At 74.0% G+C, this 19454-nt stretch carries 14 protein-coding genes; 5 read left to right on the top strand and 9 right to left on the bottom strand.

The window, feature by feature from the left end; translation table 11 throughout:
* Nucleotides 1–186: 186 nt before the first annotated feature.
* On the top strand, nt 187–843 hold the full coding sequence (locus ACIQWR_RS37490) for an HAD family hydrolase (protein WP_404019355.1): 657 nt from the start codon (nt 187–189) through the stop codon (nt 841–843).
* Nucleotides 844–885: 42 nt separating this feature from the next.
* Nucleotides 886–1290: a DUF4440 domain-containing protein gene (locus ACIQWR_RS37485; RefSeq protein WP_404019352.1), complete on the top strand. Its 405-nt coding sequence runs from the start codon at nt 886–888 to the stop codon at nt 1288–1290.
* Between the two features lie 27 nt (nt 1291–1317).
* On the opposite strand, the gene ACIQWR_RS37480 is transcribed toward ACIQWR_RS37485, so the two are convergent.
* Both ACIQWR_RS37480 and ACIQWR_RS37475 read right to left on the bottom strand, forming a co-directional pair.
* On the bottom strand, nt 1318–2040 hold the full coding sequence (locus ACIQWR_RS37480) for a response regulator (protein ID WP_404019349.1): 723 nt from the start codon (nt 2038–2040) through the stop codon (nt 1318–1320).
* On the bottom strand, nt 2037–3269 hold the full coding sequence (locus ACIQWR_RS37475) for a sensor histidine kinase (RefSeq protein ID WP_404019346.1): 1233 nt from the start codon (nt 3267–3269) through the stop codon (nt 2037–2039). Before ACIQWR_RS37475 ends, ACIQWR_RS37480 begins: the two co-directional genes overlap by 4 nt.
* A 323-nt stretch (nt 3270–3592) precedes the next feature.
* Between ACIQWR_RS37475 and ACIQWR_RS37470 the strand changes: the two genes are divergently transcribed.
* Nucleotides 3593–4984, top strand: coding sequence for a tannase/feruloyl esterase family alpha/beta hydrolase (locus ACIQWR_RS37470; protein WP_404019344.1), 1392 nt, complete (start codon nt 3593–3595; stop codon nt 4982–4984).
* A 233-nt stretch (nt 4985–5217) separates the two neighbouring features.
* Nucleotides 5218–8613, top strand: a complete 3396-nt coding sequence (locus ACIQWR_RS37465; RefSeq protein WP_404019341.1) for a CARDB domain-containing protein — start codon at nt 5218–5220, stop codon at nt 8611–8613.
* Nucleotides 8614–8703: 90 nt separating this feature from the next.
* On the opposite strand, the gene ACIQWR_RS37460 is transcribed toward ACIQWR_RS37465, so the two are convergent.
* Entirely contained in the window at nt 8704–9120 is a 417-nt protein-coding gene (locus ACIQWR_RS37460) for a hypothetical protein (RefSeq protein ID WP_404019338.1), read from the bottom strand.
* A 615-nt stretch (nt 9121–9735) separates the two neighbouring features.
* Between ACIQWR_RS37460 and ACIQWR_RS37455 the strand changes: the two genes are divergently transcribed.
* Nucleotides 9736–10821: a glycosyltransferase gene (locus ACIQWR_RS37455; protein ID WP_404019335.1), complete on the top strand. Its 1086-nt coding sequence runs from the start codon at nt 9736–9738 to the stop codon at nt 10819–10821.
* 77 nt (nt 10822–10898) lie between these two features.
* On the opposite strand, the gene ACIQWR_RS37450 is transcribed toward ACIQWR_RS37455, so the two are convergent.
* The 6 genes from ACIQWR_RS37450 to ACIQWR_RS37425 all read right to left on the bottom strand — a co-directional run bounded on the left by ACIQWR_RS37450 (nt 10899) and on the right by ACIQWR_RS37425 (nt 19435).
* Nucleotides 10899–11708, bottom strand: coding sequence for an alpha/beta fold hydrolase (locus tag ACIQWR_RS37450; protein WP_404019332.1), 810 nt, complete (start codon nt 11706–11708; stop codon nt 10899–10901).
* Complete coding sequence (locus ACIQWR_RS37445; RefSeq protein ID WP_404019330.1) at nt 11705–12619, bottom strand: hypothetical protein; 915 nt, start codon at nt 12617–12619, stop codon at nt 11705–11707. The genes ACIQWR_RS37450 and ACIQWR_RS37445 overlap by 4 nt, the downstream gene beginning before the upstream one ends.
* A 97-nt stretch (nt 12620–12716) precedes the next feature.
* On the bottom strand, nt 12717–14429 hold the full coding sequence (locus ACIQWR_RS37440; protein WP_404019327.1) for a thiopeptide-type bacteriocin biosynthesis protein: 1713 nt from the start codon (nt 14427–14429) through the stop codon (nt 12717–12719).
* Between the two features lie 25 nt (nt 14430–14454).
* Entirely contained in the window at nt 14455–16404 is a 1950-nt protein-coding gene (locus ACIQWR_RS37435; RefSeq protein ID WP_404019325.1) for a TOMM precursor leader peptide-binding protein, read from the bottom strand.
* Nucleotides 16401–18233, bottom strand: coding sequence for a hypothetical protein (locus ACIQWR_RS37430; protein ID WP_404019323.1), 1833 nt, complete (start codon nt 18231–18233; stop codon nt 16401–16403). The genes ACIQWR_RS37435 and ACIQWR_RS37430 overlap by 4 nt, the downstream gene beginning before the upstream one ends.
* Nucleotides 18230–19435: a lantibiotic dehydratase C-terminal domain-containing protein gene (locus tag ACIQWR_RS37425; protein ID WP_404019321.1), complete on the bottom strand. Its 1206-nt coding sequence runs from the start codon at nt 19433–19435 to the stop codon at nt 18230–18232. Before ACIQWR_RS37425 ends, ACIQWR_RS37430 begins: the two co-directional genes overlap by 4 nt.
* Between the last annotated feature and the right edge of the window lie 19 nt (nt 19436–19454).

The following is a 19454-nucleotide window of genomic DNA, read 5'->3' as shown; positions in this document are numbered from 1 at the left end:
TTCGCCGCCAGCCCCGTCTCGGTCCCCTCGGATATCCCCATAGCACAACAACGACGAGCAACGACGGAAGCAACGACTTGTTTCTCCGCAGGCCCTAACCCACGGGAGGACCGGCCCGGGACGCGCCGGGGGCGGGGGAGCGGAGCTGGCGGGGGAGGGCCGGTGGGGCGTTCGTATGATGCCGGGATGATCAAGCCGATAGAACTCGTGATATTCGACTGCGACGGGGTGCTCGTCGACAGCGAGCGCATCGCCCTGCGCCTCCAGGTCGCCCTCGGGGCGGAGTTCGGCTGGCCGCTGACCGCGGCCGACGTCGTCGACCGCTTCATCGGGCGCTCCAAGGAGTCCATCTGCGAACAGATCGCGGAGCGGCTCGGTGAGGAGACGGCCGCCGTGTGGTGGGAGCGGCTCATGCGGCGCCATCGGGAGGCGGTGGACGCCGGACTGGAGGCGGTCGACGGCCTGCCCGAGGCGCTGGCCGCGATCACGCTGCCGGTCTGCGTGGCCTCCAGCGGCTCGCACGAGAAGATGCGGCACACGCTCGGCGTCACGGGGCTGCGCGAGCGCTTCGAGGGGCACGTCTTCAGCTCCAGCGAGGTGCCCCGGGGCAAGCCCGCCCCCGACCTCTTCCTGCACGCGGCGCGGCGGATGGGCGTGGACCCGGCCGCCTGCGTGGTCGTCGAGGACAGCCGACCGGGGGTCCAGGCGGCCCGCGCCGCCGGGATGCGCTCCTTCGGCTATGCGGGCGGACTCACCCCGGCCGAACGGCTCGCGGGCCCCGGCACCGTCGTCTTCGACGACATGCGCAAGCTGCCCGTTCTCATCGCGGAACAGGGGGTGTGACGGGGCGGGGGAACGGGTGTGCGGTCGTGTTAATGTCGCGCCATGTCCAAGACCGAGATCGATCGGGTGACCGCGGAATTCTTCGGTGCGTTCGACAACCGGGGCGGTAGGACAGCCGACTTGGAGCGGCTGCGACGGCTGGTCCTACCGGGTGGCGTGATCGTCATGACCGGACCCGACTTCACCGTCTACAGCGTGGACGAGTTCATCGAGCCCCGCCGCCGCTTGCTTACCGAGGGCCGGCTGGTCGAGTTCACCGAGTGGGAGACCTCCGAACGGACCGAGATCGCCGGCGACATCGCATCGAGGTTCGGCGAGTACCGCAAGTCCGGGATCCTGGACGGCGAGCCGATCGAGGGCGGCGGGACGAAGACGATCCAGTTCGTCCGCACCGCCGACGGCTGGCGCATCGCCGCCTTCTCCTGGTACGACCGGCCCGCCGCGTAGGCCGTCTGGTGCCGGCCGCCCTCCGCCTCAGAGCAGGCCGTGGTCCCGGGCGTACAGCGCGGCCTGGGTGCGGTCGCGCAGGCCCAGCCGGCCGAGGATGCGCGAGATGTGGTTCTTGACGGTCCCCTCGCTGAGGTAGAGGCGGGAGGCGATCTCGCGGTTGGTCGACCCACCGGCGATCAGCCGCAGCACGTCCACCTCGCGCCCGGTCAGGTTCTGCGACGGCTCCGGTGGGACGGGTCCGACGGCCGTCCGCACGGAGGCTGCCACCGGCGTGCTCGACGCGGCCGGGTCGGGAGCGGCCAGCGAGGCGGCCAGGCGGGCCATGACCGAGGCGTCGAGCTGGGCCACCCCGGCGTGCACGAGGCGCACCGAACGGGCGAGTTCGGCCGACGGCAGGTTCTTGAGCAGGTACCCGACGGCGCCGGCCCGCAGCGCCCGGGCCACGTAGTCCTGGTCGTCGAAGGTGGTCAGCATGACGATCCGGCAGGACGGCACCCGGGCCGTGAGCACCGCCGTGGTCTCGATGCCGTCCATGCCGGGCATCCGTACGTCGACCAGCGCCACGTCCGGGCGGTGTGCGACGGCCGCTTCCACGGCCCGGCGTCCGTCGGACGCGGTCCCCACGACGCTCACGCCGGGCTGGATGCCGAGCAGGGAGGCGATGCCCTCCCGGACGAGTTCCTGGTCGTCGACGACCAGGACCCTGACGGGCGCCGCCGCGCCGGTGTCCACCGCCGGGGCGCTCATGCGGGGCTCCCGGCGAGCAGCGGGGTGCGCGGGACCGTCATGGTGACGACGGCTCCGGACGAGCGGCCGACCGTCGGCCGGTCCTCGATGTCGACGCGCCCGCCCAGGAGTTCGACGCGCTCGCGCATGCCGCGGATCCCGTAGCCGGTCCGGCTCGGGCGGGCGGCGTTCGGGGATGCGGGGAACCCCCGTCCGTTGTCCGCGACGACCAGCCGGGCCGAGGACTCGCCGTAGGCGGCGCTCACCTCGATCCGGGTGGCCCGACCGTGCCGGTGGGCGTTGGTCAGCGCCTCCTGGGCCGCCCGGTAGAGGGCCGTGAGCGACGCGGCGTCGTAGCCGCTCTCGTCCCCGGTCACCTCCAGCGTCACCGTCAGCCGTTCGTCCCCCAGGTGGCGGACCAGATCGGCGAGCGCCCGGGTGAGCGAGAAGGGCCGGGCGTCGCGCAGGGCGCCGACCGACTCCCGTACCTCGCTCAGCGCGCGCCCGGCCGACCAACGCGCGTCGGAGACCGCCTTGGCGGCGGCCGGTGGATCGAGCGTGCGGAACGCCTCGGCCTTCTCCAACTGGATGGCGACGGCGGTGAGGTGGTGGCCGAGACTGTCGTGGATCTCCCGGGCGACCCGGCCCCGCTCGCTGGCCGTGGACAGCTCGGCCACCTGCAACGCGAAGTCGGACAACAGCTCGTGGGACTGCTCCAACTCGGTCAGGGCGCCTTCGAGTCGGGCCCGGCCCGCCTGTTCCCGCACGGCGACGGCCGCCATCGACAGCGCCAGGGCCAGCGCGAGCACGAACATCAACAGGTCGGAGACGTAGGCCGCCCGGACCCACCACGCGGGCACCCACACCGTGTAGCCGGTGACCAGGAGCACGACGCATCCAGCGCCCGAGAGCAGGCCCGCGCGCCGACCGAAGGCCAGGTGGGCCCTGAAGGGCACCAGGACGAACAGGGCCCGCGACACCCCCGACCCGTCCAACAGGGCCACCACCGAGAACAGGACGACCCGGACCGCCGCCAGGGCCGCCGCCGCACCCCGCGGCGTGCCGTGCCGGAACCGGCGGTGCTCGGCCGGTTCGAGGAGCAGCAAGAGGACCAGCCCGGACGCGAAACCGGCCGCGCGCGCCGTGTGCACGGGGCCGTCCGACACCGCCGCGTGGTAGCCGCCGCCGAGGAGGACGGCCGCGTAGAGCACGGGCGGTATCCACGGTACGGCGATGGGGGGCGAGGTCATCGGGAGTCCTCTCGACAGGGTGGCGCACGGGTCGCCGGCGCTCGCCGCGATCGGGCGCCGGCACCCGGATCCGCGCAGCACCCGGCTGTTCACCAGGAACGATACGTCAGCGCCGGTGGGCGTGGCCGTGCGCGGCGGGGCCCGTCCCAGGTGTGGCCGGAGGTCATGTGTCCTTCGGCAGGGGGGTGTTCGCGGCGGGTCATGGGGGTCGGCCCGCGGGGTGCCGGGGGATGGGCCGGTCGGCACTGCCGGGCGCCCCGCGGCGCGGCCTACGGTCGCCTCGTTCGATCACCGCACGGCCCATCCCAAGGAGCGTCCCTCGCATGTCCCCACACCGGCGATCACTGACAGCCCTCGTCACCGCCCTGTTGGCGGTCGCCCTCCTCCCCGCCGTCGACGCGAGCGCCGCCGATCCGTCGTACGCCGCGAACTCCGCGTGCCAGGGCCAGCGGCTGCGCGTTCCCGCAGCGGAGCGCTTGGTCAGCCACTGCCTGGACGACCTCACCACGGCCGCGCTCCTGCCGCGCGGTCTCACCGACGCGAACGACTACGGCGGCCTCCAGGCGGCCGGCACCGTCAACCCCTCGCACGTACCGGGCGTCCAACTGGACGGATACTTCCCGGACACCTCGACCACCAACGCCCTCCACGGCTGGAACCACGACAGCCAGTTCGTGATCCGGCTGCCCGAGCACTGGAACGGCGGCCTGGTCGTCGCGGGCCCGCCCGGCACCCGGAGGCAGTACGCCAACGACCAGATCATCAGCGACCAGGTGCTGGCCAAGGGCTTCGCGTACGCCGCCACCGACAAGGGCAACACCGGCCCCGAGCTGTACAAGGACGGCGACAAGCCGGGCGACGCGATCATGGAGTGGCACCTGCGGGTCGCCCAACTGACCGTCGCGGCGAAGGTGGTGGCCGCGCAGCACTACGGTCGCGCGCCCACGCAGACCTACGCCGCCGGGCTGTCCGCGGCGGGCTACCTGGTGCGCTGGCAGTTGGAGCACTTCCCGCAGCTGTACACCGGCGGAATCGACTGGAACGGCCTCCTGCTCACCCGGGACGCCCCGAACCTGCTGACCAACCTGCCGCCGGCGCTGCGTGCCTATCCCCGCTTCGAGCGGCGCGAGCCCGGCGCTGCGGAGGCGATGTACGCCGAGGGGTACCCGAAGGGTTCCGAAGACCTGTGGCGGGCGCACAGGGGCCTGTGGGATTCCCTCCAGCGCACGATCCGTGAGGAACTCGACCCCGATTACGACGGTCCCGTCCAGGGCGGCACCCCCTTCTGTCCCGAAGGGACGGGCGCCGGGTGCGACACCGACTACGACTACGCCTCCCGCCCCGCGGCCGTACACGACGCGGTCGAGCGGGTCTCCCTGACCGGCCGCATCTCCCGGCCGCTGATCACGCTCCAGGGGACGTACGACGTCCTGCTGCCGATCACCCGGACCGGGGACGTCTACGACAAGCTGGTCACCGACTCCGGCCGCGCGGACCTGCACCGGTACTACCGGATCGAGAACGGCACCCACACCGACGGCTTCCGCGACGTCGCGCCGAAGGCGGTCCGCTCGATGCAGTCCTGCTTCACCGAGGCGTTCGACGACCTGGTGAACTGGACGCGCGGCGGCGTCGCCCCGCCCCCCAGCCACACCGTGCCGCTGCCCGGCGAGCGCACGGCCAACGGCGAGATCCCCGCGGGCTGCACCCTCTGAAGCCCGCTCCGAACCCCTGACCCGTCGATCGCGGGCGTCGACCTCCGACGGGTCGACGCCCGCTCCGCCAACGCCCCGCCGTGCGCGCGGCGTTGACAAAATCGCCATCTGCTAGAAACCTGTGGCGCCATGGCCGCATATCTGCGATCAGATCACTCAAAAATCGTGGAATGAAGCGCAAGTTCCCGGCAGATACCCGTCGAGCCGGTCCCCCCATGGATGCAGAGGACAGCATGAGATGGATACAAGGCGGTCGGCGCCTGCTGGCCGGCCTGGTCGTCGGCGGGCTGATGGCCCTCGGACTCCTGCCCGCCGGCTCCGCCGCCGCCGCGGGCGGCCCCGACATCGCCCGGGGCAAGGCGGTCACCGCGAGCGGGTCCCTCAGCGGCTACCCGGCCGCCGGGGTCACCGACGGCAACCAGGCCTCGTACTGGGAGAGCCCCTCCGGCAGCTTCCCGCAATGGATACAGGTGGACCTCGGGAGCAGCGCCCGCGTCGACCAGGTGGTGCTGAAGCTCCCCGCCGCGTGGGAGGCGCGCACCGAGACCCTCTCCGTCCAGGGCAGCACCGACGGGAACACCTTCACCACCCTGTCGGGCCCGGCGGGTCGGGTGTTCGATCCCGCCCGCTCCAACACCGTGACCATCGGCTTCACCGCCGCCACGGTGCGCCAGGTCCGCGTCGCCGTCAGCGCCAACACCGGCTGGCCGGCGGCCCAGCTGTCGGAGTTCGAGATCTACGCCGCCGACGGCAGCGGTGACCCCGGCGACCCGGGTGATCCCGGTACCCCGCCCCCCACCGGCGTGAACCTGGCCAGGAACAAGCCGATCGAGGCGTCCTCCACCACCCAGTCCTTCATCGCCACGAACGCCGTCGACGACAGCGTCACCAGCTACTGGGAGGCGGCCGGCCAGCAGTCCACGCTGACCGTGAAGCTCGGGGCCAATGCCGATGTCACCGCACTGGTCCTCAAGCTGAACCCCGACCCCGCCTGGTCCACCCGTACGCAGAGCATCGAGGTGCTGGGCCGGGAGCAGTCGGCGAGCGGCTTCAGCTCCCTGCGGGCCCGCGCCGACTACGCGTTCAGCCCGTCCGGCAACCAGAACACCGTGACCGTCCCGGTCACCGGGCGCCTCGCCGACGTCCAGTTGAAGTTCTCCGGCAACACCGGTGCGGGCGGCGGCCAGGTGGCGGAGTTCCAGGTCATCGGCGCCGCCGCGGCCAACCCCGACCTGACCGTCACCGCCCTGAGCTGGTCGCCGTCGGCCCCGTCCGAGAGCGACCCCGTCACGGTCTCCGTCACCGTGCGCAACGCCGGTACGCTCGCCTCCGCCGCGACCACGGTCAACGTCGGCGTGGAAGGCGCGGTCGCGGGCAGCGCCCCGGTCGGCGCCCTCGCCGCCGGCGCCTCGGTGACCGTCCCGGTCGCCGTGGGCAAGCGCCCCGTGGGCAGCTACGGCGTCTCGGCCGTCGTCGACCCCACCGGCACCGTCCCCGAGCAGGACGAATCCAACAACAGCCGTACCGCCGCGACGAAGCTCGTCATCGGCCAGGCCCCCGGACCCGACCTGGAAGTCCTCTCCATCACCACGAACCCGGCGAACCCCGCCGTCGGCGCGCCGGTCTCCTTCACGGTGGCCGTGCACAACCGCGGCACCACCGGCGTGGCCGCCGGCACGGTGACCCGACTGGTCGCGGGAACGACCACGCTGAACGGCGCCACCCCGGCGATCGCCGCCGGTGGGACGGCGAGCGTGGCCGTCACCGGCACCTGGACGGCGGTCAGCGGCGGGGCCACCCTCACCGCCACCGCCGACGCCACCGGCACGGTCGCCGAGACCGACGAGACCAACAACGCCTTCGCCCGGGCGGTCGTCGTCGGGCGCGGCGCCGCGCTCCCCTACACCGAGTACGAGGCGGAGGCGGGGAGTTACACCGGCGCGCTGCTCCAGACCGACGCCGAGCGCACCTTCGGCCACACCAACTTCGCCACCGAGTCCTCGGGCCGCGAATCCGTCCGGCTGACCGCGACCGGCCAGTACGTGCAGTTCACCTCGACCGCCGCGGCCAACTCCATCGTCGTGCGCAACTCCCTCCCGGACGCCCCGACCGGCGGTGGCGCCGACGCCACCATCAGCCTCTACGTCAACGGCGTCTTCGCGCAGAAGCTGAACCTCTCCTCCAAGTACAGCTGGCTGTACGGGAGCACGGACAGCCCCGAGGGCCTGACCAACACCCCCGGCGGCGACGCCCGCAGGCTCTTCGACGAGTCCCACGCGCTGCTCGCCCAGAGCTACCCGCAGGGGAGCACCTTCCGACTCCAGCGGGACGCGGGCGACACCGCCGCGTACTACGTCATCGACCTGATCGACCTGGAACAGGTGGCCCCGCCGGCCGCCAAGCCCGCCGAGTGCACCTCGATCACCGACTACGGAGCGGTCCCCGACGACGGAAACGACGACACGGCGGCCATCCAGAAGGCGGTGACGGCGGACCAGAACGGATCGATCGCCTGCGTCTGGATCCCGCGGGGCCAGTGGCGCCAGGAGCAGAAGATCCTCACCGACGACCCGCTGAACCGGGGCCAGTTCAACCAGGTGGGCATCAGCAACGTCTCCATCCGGGGCGCGGGGATGTGGTACTCCCAGCTCTACACCCTGACCCCGCCGCAGAACGCGGGCGGCATCAACCACCCGCACGAGGGCAACTTCGGCTTCGACATCGACGACAACACACAGATCTCTGACATCGCCATCTTCGGCTCGGGCACCATCCGTGGCGGCGACGGCAACGCCGAGGGCGGCGTGGGCCTCAACGGCCGGTTCGGCAAGAACACGAAGATCACCAACGTGTGGATCGAGCACGCCAACGTCGGTGTCTGGGTCGGCCGCGACTACGACAACATCCCGGCCCTGTGGGGTCCGGGCGACGGCGTGGAATTCACCGGAATGCGCATCCGCGACATCTACGCCGACGGCATCAACTTCGCCAACGGCACGCGCAACTCGACCGTCTTCAACTCGTCCTTCCGCACCACCGGCGACGACTCGCTCGCGGTCTGGTCCAGCAAGTACGTGAAGGACCAGTCGGTGGACATCGGCCACGACAACCACTTCCGCAACAACACGATCCAGCTGCCGTGGCGGGCCAACGGCATCGCGATCTACGGAGGTTACGGCAACACCATCGAGAACAACCTGATCTGCGACACGATGAACTACCCGGGCATCATGCTGGCCACCGACCACGACCCGCTGCCCTTCTCCGGACAGACCCTGATCGCGGGCAACGGCCTCTTCCGCACCGGCGGCGCCTTCTGGGGCGAGGCCCAGGAGTTCGGCGCCATCACCCTCTTCGCGGCCAACCAGCCCATCCCGGGCGTCACCATCCGCGACACCGACATCCGCGACTCGACCTACGACGGGATCCAGTTCAAGACGGGCGGCGGCGCCGTACCCGAGGCGAAGATCAGCAACGTGACCATCGACAAGTCCAACAACGGTGCCGGAATACGGGCCCACGGCGGCGCGCGCGGCAGCGCCACCCTGTCCAACGTCACCATCACGGGCTCGGCCGACGGGAACATCGTGGTCGAACCCGGATCGCAGTTCGTCATCACCGGCGGATAGCCCGGAAACCGCGGGCGGCCCGGGCCGGTCCTGTCCTCTGGGGGGACGGGACCGACCCGGGCCAGGTCCGGCCAGGCCGGGCCGGACCGGTCAGTCGGGGTCGGGCATGCGGTGCCAGCCGCTCCACCCGCCCCCGTGGTCGCGGAGGTTGACCCACTGGTAGCCGTCGTCGCCCCGGACGCTCAGCGCGAACCTCCAGGGATCGCCGGCGCTCCAACGGTCGATCACGTAGACCTTGTCGGTGAAGACGCCCCCCATGGACTGCCAGCCGGACCACTTGCCCTTGGTGTCGGTCCAGCGGGTCCACAGGGCCCGGTCGGTGCCGATCAGGAACTCCTGCTTGGCACCGTTCGGGAGCGCGTGCGTGGTGACGCCGTACTCGCAGATGTAGACGGCGCCGCCGCCACCGTTGCAGTGGCTCAGGGCCTGGGCCGGGGTGACCGCCACGGCGAGACCCGCCAGCAGGCCGGCCGCGAGCACGGCGGCCCTGATCCTGATCCTCTTCATGTTCCCGTCGCTCCTCGCTGCGCTGCGCGGGCGCCCTTGCCGGTACCCACGACGACGACCCTGCCGTGCGTCGCTGACGCTTCACTAACGTTCCGCTGTCGTCGTCGCCGTGCCCCCGCCACAGCGCACGAGCGCCGCCCACGGAATCCGCGGGCGGCGCTCGTGTCGGGGGCCGTGCGTCAGCTCACTCCGTCTGGTTCGGCGCGAACCCGTAGGACAGGTCGCTCGCGAACGGAACGCTCCGGCCGTGGCGCAGGACGGGGCCGGGACTCTGCTGCACCCATCCGACCATCGTGTCGGGGAGGAAGTTCGACCCGTTGATGGCGATGCGGAGCTGGTAGACCCGGCCGGTGGTGGTCAGGACCTTGACGTAGGACCTTGACGTAGGCGTCGTTGCCCTGGGTCTCGATCGAGATAACGATCAGAGGATCACCGGATGTCCGGTGGCGCGGCGCATCCTGGACAAACGACCACGCGGAAGCCGGCCGCCGCGCCCCCAGGTCAGCAGTTCGGCCCAGACCGTGCGCCCACCCGGGTGCCGTACGGCCGTCCACACGGGTCAGCCGCCCGGCGCGCTGTGTCCCGTACGCGGCGGCAGCTCCATAGGGTCCCGCCGTGAAGCCGACCATCTGCCTCTGCATGATCGTGAAGAACGAGTCCGCCGTCATCGCGCGCTGTCTGGCCTCGGTCAGGGACCACATCGACACCTGGGTCATCTCCGACACCGGCTCCGACGACGGCACCCAAGAGCTCATCCGCACGGCCCTGGACGGGATCCCCGGCGAACTCCACGAGGAGCCGTGGGTCGATTTCGGGCACAACCGGAGCCTCAACATCGCCCACGCCCGCGGCAAGGCCGACTACCTGCTGCTGCTCGACGCGGACCTGGAGCTGCGCGAGGACGCGCCGCTGCCACCACTCGTGGCGGACGCCTACATGCTCCGGCACCTGGGCGACACCGAGTACCGCATCAAGCGCCTGGTGCGCGGCGATCTGCCGTGGCGGTACGAGGGGGTCACCCACGAGTACATCACCTGCGACTCCACCGAGAGCGTGGCCCACCTGGACGCCCTGGTGATCGAGGACCACGGCGACGGCGGATCCAAGCACGACAAGTTCGAGCGGGACGCCCGGCTGCTGAGCGCCGAGATGCGACGGGACCCGTCCGTCGGCCGCACCGTCTTCTACCTCGCCCAGACCATGCGCGACATGGGCGAACGCGCCGAAGCCATCCGGCTCTACGAGCGGCGCGCCGCCATGGGCGGCTGGCCGGAGGAGGTGTACCAGTCCCTCCTCCAGGTCGGCGTGCTGCACGGCGACAGCGGAGACCCGGCGGACTGGCCCGCCGCGATGGACGCGCTCGACCGCGCCTGGGAGTCCCGGCCCGAGCGGATGGAGGCCTGCTACGAACTGGTCTCCCGGTTGCGGCTGCTCGGCCGGTACCGGGCGGCCCACGCCCTGGTGCGGGCCTGCCTCGACCGGCCGGCCCCGGACGACGTCCTGTTCACCCAGCCCTGGGTCTACCGGTGGGGGCTGCTCTTCGAGTACTCCATCACCGCGTACTGGGTGGGCGACCTGGCGGCCTCGGTACGGGCCTGCGACCGGCTCCTCTCCCTGCCCGACCTACCGGACTCCTACCGGCGCCAGACCGTGCTCAACCGCGGCTTCGCCCTGCAGGGTCTCTTGGTGCCCGCGCAGTGAAGCGCAGGAGCACGGCCGCCGCACCCATTCGGGTGACGGCGACCGCCCGGCCCCCTTCGTTCCCCCTCAGCTCCCCCTCAGTTCAGGAACTCCGCGAGAGCCTCCCGCACACGAGCCCGGCCGCTGGTGAACAGCGACATCCGGTCCAGGACCAGCAGCCGGGCATCGGAAAGGTGCCCGGCCAACTGCTCGGCGGTGTCCACCGAGTGCGCCAGATCCCCACGATGGGCGACGACCAGAACCGGCGCCGTCACCCGGGCCAGCGCCTGCCGGTCGCTGACCGGATAGATCGCGCCCACCTCCCGCAACCGCGTCGCGAACTCCTCGGCGACCAGGACCTCGGCCCGGGACAGGCACCACGCCCGGGTATCGCTCTCGGGCAGCGGCGGGCAGATCCTGCGCAGCAGCGCGGCGGCTGCCGGGACGTCGCCGCGCTCCACCTCTTCGGCCAGGTCGGCGAACCACAGGTACGGTCGGTCGGCGCCGCGGTGGTCCAAGGTGGCGGGCAGCATCAGCACCGCACGGTGGAACAGGTGCGGCTGCTCGTGCAGCGCGGTCAGAACCGCCCCGGCGCCCATCGACAGGCCGACGGCTCGGGTGGCGCCCGTGTGCTCGGCCACTCCCCGCAGCTCGTTGGCGAGACGTGCGTACCGCAGGGGACCGGCAGCGGCTTGGGACCGGCCGTGTCCGCCGAAGTGGAAGAAGACCCGCCGGCCGGTGATCTTGCCGGAGAGCGGCAGGAGCTGTGCCATGGTGTCACCGAGCCCGTGGGCGAACACGGTTGACCGGGCTCCGGCCCCGTAGGCCGCGTACTCGATGCGTCGTCCCTCCAGCATCAGGTCGGTGGTGCCGCGAGCAGTGCCCGGCGGAGGCGCGGATCCGCTCATGAGGGCCGTGCCCCGGCGAGGGCGAAGTCCGCCCAAATCGCCGCGGCCTGCTCCTGGTGGGTGCCGGCGAAGGAGCGGAAGCGCATGGTGGCGAGGTCGCGTACTCCGACCGCCTCCAGGTGGGCGGCCCACTCGGCCCCGGAGCCGACCGGGGTGCAGATCCTGGTGACGACGGTGCCGAACCGCAGCGCGGCGGCGATGGCGATGTTGTCCCGGTCCGGTGCGTGCCGCATCACGGCGAGGCCACTGCGGCGGTTGTTGTGCACGCTCAGCACGCAGCGCACGTACGAGGGGTCGTCGGTGTGGTGGACGAGGGCGCCGTCCGCGCGGGCGTGTTCGGCGAGCTGCCGCGCAGGTGCGTCGTGGCCGAGGATGACGAGTCGGCGGGGCTCCACGGAGGCTTCCACGAAATATCGCAGCCCCGCGTCCTCCACGATGCGGTAGGCATGCGACCCGCTTGCGAGCAGGTGTCGCGCCTCCCGCACGACGGGCGAGCACGTGGTCAGCGGCCCCTCCGTCGCGCCCTGCGGTCCGAGCACCACGGTGCTGGCCGCCTGTCCTGCGGTCGTGGGGAACGGGGTGATCAGCGCGGCGTCGCCGCCGGCGCGCAGAACCCGCCACCAGTCGTCCGGCATGCTGCTCGCGGTCTGGAGGAGAAGGGCCGTGCACCCACCCCGTTCCGGCCGACCGTCCAGAACGGCGACCGGGCGGCGGGCAGAGAGCTCGGCAGATCGTTCGAGGACGTCCCGGAGGTCGAAGCCGTCGGGCAGCCGTCCGCCCACGGACCCCGCACGGGTCACCGCCACCGTCTGCGGTGGCAGCGTGCCCGATGCCTCCCGCAGCGGGCGGACGATCACCACCTCGTCCTGCTCCAGCCGCCAGAACTGTACGAGATCAACTATTTCTCTCATAAGTCGTTAGTTTGGAGCCGGACCCCGGACACGGCACGTCGACGTCGTGCGCACCGCCGGGCCCCGCCCGCCTCCCCGGCACGGGGCACGCCCCGGCCTACGGGCGGCGCCCGAGGGGCAGCAGGTACTGGAGGGGCTGGCCGAGGTCGTCCAGGCCGAGGAGTTCGTGCGCCAGGTCGTCGTGGAAGCCGCCGAGCGGGGTACCGACCAGACCCAGCGCCGCCGCGGTGAGGAGCAGGGTCTGGGTCAGGTGGCCGGTCTCCAGCAGGGCCAGGCGCAGCGCGCGCAGCCCGTACCGGCGCCGCAGCAGGCCCACGTCCGCGTACACGCCGAGCACCACCGGCGCGGCGTCGATGCCGATCGAGTCGGGGTCGCCCGCCGGCCGCGAGAGGTACGTCGACAGCGCCTTGACCTCCTCGATCGGGGGCACGGGCCCGACGGGGCGCAGCGTCCGGGAGGCGGGTACGCACTCGTACGTGCCCGCCGGCACGCCGGCCGTGTCGAGCACCAGCAGCCGCACCCGGGCCGTGTAGAGGGCGCCCGCGCTCGGATGGGGGCGATGGACGAGGCCGCGGGTCGAGCCGTCCGGCAGGAGCTGGTCGGAGCGCCCGCTCTCGGCGAGGGAGTGCCACAGCAGCGAGCCCAGGGTGGCGGCGTCGAGCGGTCCGCCGAGCGGGCCGCGCGCCGACGCCCGCGCCGCGAGGACGCTGGCGAACGACACGTCGGGCAGGGGGCCCGTCGGCAGCGGGACGTCGGGTCCGGCGGGCCGCAGGGCCGGCGGCGGTAGCGGCGCGGCGGGCCGCAGCGCCGTGTCCTCGCCGCGACCGACGTGGAACTTGCTGCGCTCCAGGTACTGCAGGTCGGGCGCGGTGTGCGCGGAAGGGAAGTACGAGGGCGTCCCCTCCACCCCGTCCCCGTCCGCACCCGTCTCCAACAGGGTCCGCGCCGCCAGTCGGCACACCGCCCGTTCCTCGTCGGGGATCACCCCCAGCCGGTTGAACAGCATGTGCAGCTGAGAGGCCCAGACCCAGGACCAGGGGGCCGGGGCCCCGGGCGGCGCCTCCTCGGCCGCGCCGGTGGCCCGCAGCGCGGCGTCGGCCTCGCGGACCCGGTCCGTCCAGCGGTGCAGCCAGGGCGCCGCGGAGCCGTCGTCGAGCCGGCGGCGCAGCTCTCGCGCACGCCGCAGCAAGGTCGAACGCTGCCCCGCGTAGACCGAGTTGACCCGCGCGTGTACGGATGCCCCGGGGAGCAACGGCACTTCGGTCACCCACCGCCATCCCGCCGCATGCCCGCGGAGCCAGCGCGCCGCGCCGAGCCGGTCCATGCCGAGTGCGTGCGCCGTGGCGTGCGCCAGGTCGGCCGCGACCGCCAGCCGCGCGGAACCGCCCCCGCCCTTCAGCTCCCGCAGGGCTTCGAGGACCACCTCCGTGGAGGCGACGAACACCTCCTCGGCGACCGGCAACGCGCGCTGCCCGCCGTAGCGTTCGACCTCGGGCAGGTACGGCACGCTGCGGACCTCCCCGTGGGCGGACGGCCAGGGACCCGGCACCGCGGGGACCTCGCGCGCGGCGCGCCCGAGCCGGTCCGCCAGCCGGGCCGCGGCCCCCGCGTCCAGATCGCGTACCCGGATCCGCAGGTGGGGGCCGTCCTCCCCGTAGCGGATGAAGAACCACCCGGTCGCCTCCCCGGCCGCCACGAGGCCGTCGAGGTGGGGCGCCGCGTCGCGCAGCAGGAACGCGTCGGTGTCCTCGGCGCTGGAGTGCAGGAACACGTGGGCGCTGTACCAGGTACCGGTACCGGTCGTCGTCATCTGGGGTCCTCGTCGTGGGGCCGGATCAAGGGAAGGGGTGGGGATGGACCGAGAGGTCCTCCAGACGCAGCGGCCGGTCCGAACGCCCCAGTCGGTACGGGACTTCCAGCAGCCGGGGCAGGCCCCGGACGCGGTGGTTGACGTGCCCGAAGGTCATCGGCAGCGAGCCCGGGACGATGGCCTTCACGCAGTGCAGCCCGAGCCGCTCGCGCAGCCCCGGCTCGCTCTGGTCCACGGCGATGACCTCCAACCCGGCCCGGGACAGCCGCTCCACGGTCGCCCCGAGCAGGACGGAGAGGTCGCCCACCGGCGCGGGCGCCCCCGGCCAGGCCTCCTCTACGCTCACGCGGGGCGTGTCCGCGTAGAGGAACGCCAGCCGGGAGGCCGCTTCCGGCAGGGTGCCCAGCCCGACGTGGTCGTCCAGGGTCGTCACCAGCTCCGGCCGGTCCAGCATCGGCCGCAGCCGTCGGGGGTCGCGCGGGCCGCCCTCGGCGAGCGAGCGGGGCCCCGACTCCACGACGTTGGTGACGACTTCGGCGACGGCGGAGCGGATGGCGGCGCGCGGATCGTGGTGGGCGCCCGCGGCCAGGAACATCCTGGGTGCCTCCGGGTGGGAGCCCTCGTAGCGGCAGACCGCGATGACGGCGGGGACGCCGAGGTCGTTCGTCGCGTCGAGCAGGACGAGCCGGTACCCGGCCAGGGCCGCCCGGTCCGCGAGCAGCGCGGTGTCCGGGTCGTCCGGTGGCGGGGAGATCCGGCGCAGGGGGGTCGCCGCGTACCACGCCATCAGGAACGCGTCGCGCTCGGCCACCTCGAACAGGCCGTAGAGCAGGGCCTCTTCGGGGCTGTTGCCGAGGCCGCAGCCGTTGGAGGACTCGTACACCACGCGCGGTCCGCGGCTCCCGGGCACGTCCCAGTACGCGACGTGCTCGGGGACGGCCCGCACGCGCCGCCGGGTGAGCGACCAGCCGTGCACCCAGTCCATCTCCAGCTCCGGTGCGTACGGGACGGTCGGCGACGCGGGGTGCCCGTGGTAGCGGGGGTCGGGCAGGCCGAGCCGCCGCGGGTCCACGGCCCGCTCGGGCCCGAGCCGCGCGAAGGAGGCCCGCAGCACGGTCCGTTTGCCGGTGGGGCGCATGCCCGCGTACCGCTCGACGCCCTCGAACAGGGCGATCCGCTCGCTGCCACCGAAGTCGAGGGACCGGCCGTACCCGCCGTCGTCCACGGCGCGTCCGTCGCTCACGAAGGCGCTGGTGAGGCAGAACGCCGAGTCCTCGGACCGCCGGAGCCGGCGCACCGGGCCGAACCGCTCGTCGAAGAGCGCCCCGCGCAGCCGGGCCGGCGCGGTCAGCGGATTGGGAGCGCGCAGGACGTACGGGTCCGGCAGCGGGCGCGGCGCCGACGGCAGCGGGGTGACGGCGTCCGGGGAGTCCGCCGGTAGCGGCCGGCACACCGGGCAGCCGCCGACGGCCCGGACGCGATGGGTGGACCAGGTGCCCCGACCCTGGTGGACGAGGTGCACCACGGCCGCCATCGGGTCCGGATCCGGTGCGCCCGCGCCGGGCTCCAACAGGCCGACCGCGAGTGCGCCCAGCGCGTCCGACAGGGCCGGGGATGGTACGCCGCCCAGCGCCAACTCCGGGCTGCGCCAGGGCACCCGGCCGCCCGCCGTGGCGAGCCGTTGGTACTCCGTACAGCTCAGGCAGGCCGGCGCGCCCGGCCGCAGTACCGGCCCGACGACGGCCAGGGCGCCGTCGAAGCGCACCGGGACGAGGGCCACGGGGTGCCCGAGCGCATGACGGCTCAGCTCCTCGGCGAGCCCGAGCGTCCAGCGCGTCAGCAGGACCACGGCCGGGCCGGACGTGAGCGCCGTCGCGGAGACCGCGTCGAGGACGGGCACCGGCGGCGCCCCGGAGGGCCCTACGGGCCGGAGCGGTGTCGGTGTCGGTGTCGGTGTCGGTGTGCGGGTGCTCATCGGTCCTCCTGCGGAGCGGGCAGCACGGTGAACCCGAACGCCGCCAGCAGCGCGGCGAGTTCCGGCCGCGACGGGGGCGCCGCGGGTGCCTCGGGGTCCGCGGCGGTGCCCGTGATCCGGCGCAGGGCCTCCTGGTGTGCCTCCTCGCGTCCGGCCAGGTCGGCCAGCCACCGGCCGGTACCGCCCGCGTCCTCCCAGTCGGCCGTCCGCACTCCGGCGGCGGCCAGCGGTGCGAGCGCGCCGTCCGGGACGAAGACGCGCGCGCCGGGCCGCCCCTCGGCGGCGGCGCAGATGCGGACGACGGCGCCGAGCGCGGCGAAGGCGGCCGCGTCACCGGGGGTCGCCTCGACGGCGTCACCGAGCGGCGGGGGCGGCGGCGCCGACCGGCCGCCGGGTGCGCAGGGACGTACGGCGGCGCGGTAGGCCTCCGCGCCCGGGGCGAGCCGGACCACCTCCAGCCGTGCGGCCACCCCGAGGCGGCCGGTCAGCGTGGCCCACCAGTGGCGCAGCTGGGGGTGGTCCGCCCATCGGTCGGCGGCCACGGCGTGCGGCTGCCCGGGCGCGGGCGCGGGCGCGGGGCGGCGACGGGCGGCGGCGCGCAGGGCCCGGCCCCGGGCGTGCCCGGGAGTGGCGCCGACGGTGAAGAGGCCCTCGCCCAGATGGAGTTCGGCCGCCCGGCAGAAGAGGTCGAGGCGGGCCAGGTCCAGCCGCGCCGCACCCCCGAGCAGCCCGGCCCCCGCCGACCCGGCGTCGGCCCCGGGCGGCGCGCAACCGGCCAGGGGCACGGGCAATTGCCGCAGGTCGGCCGGGAGCGGCTCGGGCAGCGCACCGCACCGCTCGTCGGTGAGGGCCGCCATCCGCCGGAGCGCCTCGCCCAGGGTCCCGGCCGGCGCGAGCCGCACCCGCCGGTCGGCGTCGATGCGGACGGGTCCCGGCCAGGTGCGGTAGTCGGCCCACAGGGGGCGGGCGTCCGCCAGCAGCACGGCAGGCAGCACGGGGGCCGGGACGGCGGACGGGTCGGATGGTGGCGCGTCCGGTGGCCGTTCGCCCTCGTCCTCGTCCTCGCCCTCGCCCTCGCCCTCGCGGGACGGGTCGGGCTGCCCGGCCGCCGCGCACAGCAGCCGGTGCGCCGCGGCGCCCGCGAGCAGGGGCAGGAACGCGGCGGGCGCGGCCCCGGACGGGGCCGGCCCCCGCGGCGGGTCGGTGCGGCCCAACCGGGCCTCCAGAGCCGCGGCGTCGGCGCCGACCTGCGCGGGGCTGCCCGGCGCGGTGGCGTAGCCGGTACCGCCGAGGTGCCCGACCGCGACGCACCGCTCGGGTCCGGCGCCGTGCAGGCGGAGCAGGACCCGGCCGGCGGGCAGCTCCGGATCGGCGGTGTGGTCGACGGGCAGCCCGCCGGCCACCAGCGCGCGCCCGGCGGCCCCGGCCAGTGGACCGTCCGGCGCGGCGGACACCACCTCGGCACGGGCCCGGGCGAGCGCCGCGGCCGCGGCTCCCGGACGCCCGGCACTCGCCCCGGTCCAGTCGGCGACCGGGCCACCGGGTGGAGCAGGGGCCGGCTCGGCCAGGAGGAGCCCGTGCGCGTCCAGTTGCCCGAGCAGGGTGTGCACGGAGGCGCGCAGGGTCGGACCGGCCGCCATCGAGTCGAGGAGCTCCGCCACCCTCCCCTCGCGCAGCGGTTCGGCGAGCAGCCGCCAGAGCGCGGGCAGCGCCCCGCTGCCCTCCAGGGTGAGGGTCCCGCGACGCCCGCGCAGGTGGAGGCCCGCGCGCAGCGGGGTGACGGCGACCCCGGGACGCAGCCGTCGGTCGGTGAGGGCCGCGCCGCTCACGACCGGCCTTCCACCGCGTCGACGGCCGCGCCGATCTCCGTCCGCCAGTCGCAGCCGGTCAGGGCGGGCACCGACCGGATCACCAGGTGGGCCGCCAGGTACCGCTCCAGCGGGCGGACGTCGCAGATCGCGAGGAGGCGGTAGAGGGCGTTCGTACCGGCGCGGTGCACCAGGTAGTCGGGCCGGTTCCACATCCTCCCGTCGGGGTCGGAGCGCCGCAGCAGGTGGTGGAAGTCGCTGAAGCCGGTCCGCTCCTCGTGGTTCCAGCGCAGGGCCGCGGCGGCGTCCCCGGTGGCGGCGGCCCGCGCCCGGTAGGCGTCGGGGTCGCCGTGCAGGTCGGCGCCCGCGTCGAAGCGGCTCTGCGTCAGCTGCCGGGCATCCGCCGAGTAGGTGGTCCAGGCCCGCTCCCACCCGCGGGCGCCGCCGTCGCGGATCCTGCCGACGAGGCGGGCGACGGCGTCGCCCGCGCGCTCCGCATGGCGCTCGAAGCGCTCCCGCAGCCCGCCACCGGGATCCTCGTGGAAGAGGAAGTCCTCCAGGTGGGAGACGTACGAGTAGTGGCCGCCGGCCAGGCCGCCGGGGTGGGCACCGGCGTGCGCGGCCAGGGCGACCACGGCGAGCTGGACCCGGGCGTCGGCGGTGTCGCCGTGGTCGCCAAGGAAGCGGGTGCCCGCGCGCAGCGGGTCCAGGCCGGCCCGCAGGAGGTCGTCGCGCAGGTCGGCGCCGGCGGCGCCGAGGAGGCCGCGCAGCGGGGCGTCGTCGACGGGCGCGAGGCGGACCGTGTTGTCGGGCACGATCGGTCCGTAGGGCGGGGCGATGAGTTCGGCGCGGCCGGCGGCGGACGCGTGCTCCAGCAGTTGGGCGTCGGTGAGTTCGCCGTGCGAGGGGTGGGTCCGCAGCCAGTCGCGGACCCGGCTCGCGGCGGCCGCCGCGGCGGCGTCGACCCGGGCGGCCGGGCCCTCCAGGCGGAGCCTGAGGTGGGGGCCGTGCAACCAGTGCCGTTCGACGTGGGCGGCCAGCCCGTCCGCCGCGCAGGACGCGGCGAGCGGCAGCAGCACGTCGCGCAGCAGCGGCGCCTTGACGGGGTGGTGGTAGTGGACGATCACGTCGAGGGCCGCGGCGGCGGGGGCCGCGCCGGCGGACGAGGGGTCGGCCCCGCTGGAGGGGGAGCTGCTGCGGGAGTCGCTCTCGGAGGGTCGCACCGCTCGTACGCTCGCTTCC

This window comes from Streptomyces sp. NPDC098789 (assembly GCF_044759975.1).
Classification (GTDB): Bacteria; Actinomycetota; Actinomycetes; order Streptomycetales; family Streptomycetaceae; genus Streptomyces.
This window is presented reverse-complemented; position numbering and strand designations above follow the sequence as displayed.

What these genes read in the sequence shown, in the direction of transcription:
- ACIQWR_RS37490 (WP_404019355.1), top strand. Translation starts at nt 187, where the DNA reads ATGATCAAGCCGATAGAACTCGTGATATTCGACTGCGACGGGGTGCTC.
- ACIQWR_RS37485 (WP_404019352.1), top strand. Translation starts at nt 886, where the DNA reads ATGTCCAAGACCGAGATCGATCGGGTGACCGCGGAATTCTTCGGTGCG.
- ACIQWR_RS37480 (WP_404019349.1), bottom strand. Translation starts at nt 2,040, where the DNA reads ATGAGCGCCCCGGCGGTGGACACCGGCGCGGCGGCGCCCGTCAGGGTC.
- ACIQWR_RS37475 (WP_404019346.1), bottom strand. Translation starts at nt 3,269, where the DNA reads ATGACCTCGCCCCCCATCGCCGTACCGTGGATACCGCCCGTGCTCTAC.
- ACIQWR_RS37470 (WP_404019344.1), top strand. Translation starts at nt 3,593, where the DNA reads ATGTCCCCACACCGGCGATCACTGACAGCCCTCGTCACCGCCCTGTTG.
- ACIQWR_RS37465 (WP_404019341.1), top strand. Translation starts at nt 5,218, where the DNA reads ATGAGATGGATACAAGGCGGTCGGCGCCTGCTGGCCGGCCTGGTCGTC.
- ACIQWR_RS37460 (WP_404019338.1), bottom strand. Translation starts at nt 9,120, where the DNA reads ATGAAGAGGATCAGGATCAGGGCCGCCGTGCTCGCGGCCGGCCTGCTG.
- ACIQWR_RS37450 (WP_404019332.1), bottom strand. Translation starts at nt 11,708, where the DNA reads ATGAGCGGATCCGCGCCTCCGCCGGGCACTGCTCGCGGCACCACCGAC.
- ACIQWR_RS37445 (WP_404019330.1), bottom strand. Translation starts at nt 12,619, where the DNA reads ATGAGAGAAATAGTTGATCTCGTACAGTTCTGGCGGCTGGAGCAGGAC.
- ACIQWR_RS37440 (WP_404019327.1), bottom strand. Translation starts at nt 14,429, where the DNA reads ATGACGACGACCGGTACCGGTACCTGGTACAGCGCCCACGTGTTCCTG.
- ACIQWR_RS37435 (WP_404019325.1), bottom strand. Translation starts at nt 16,404, where the DNA reads ATGAGCACCCGCACACCGACACCGACACCGACACCGACACCGCTCCGG.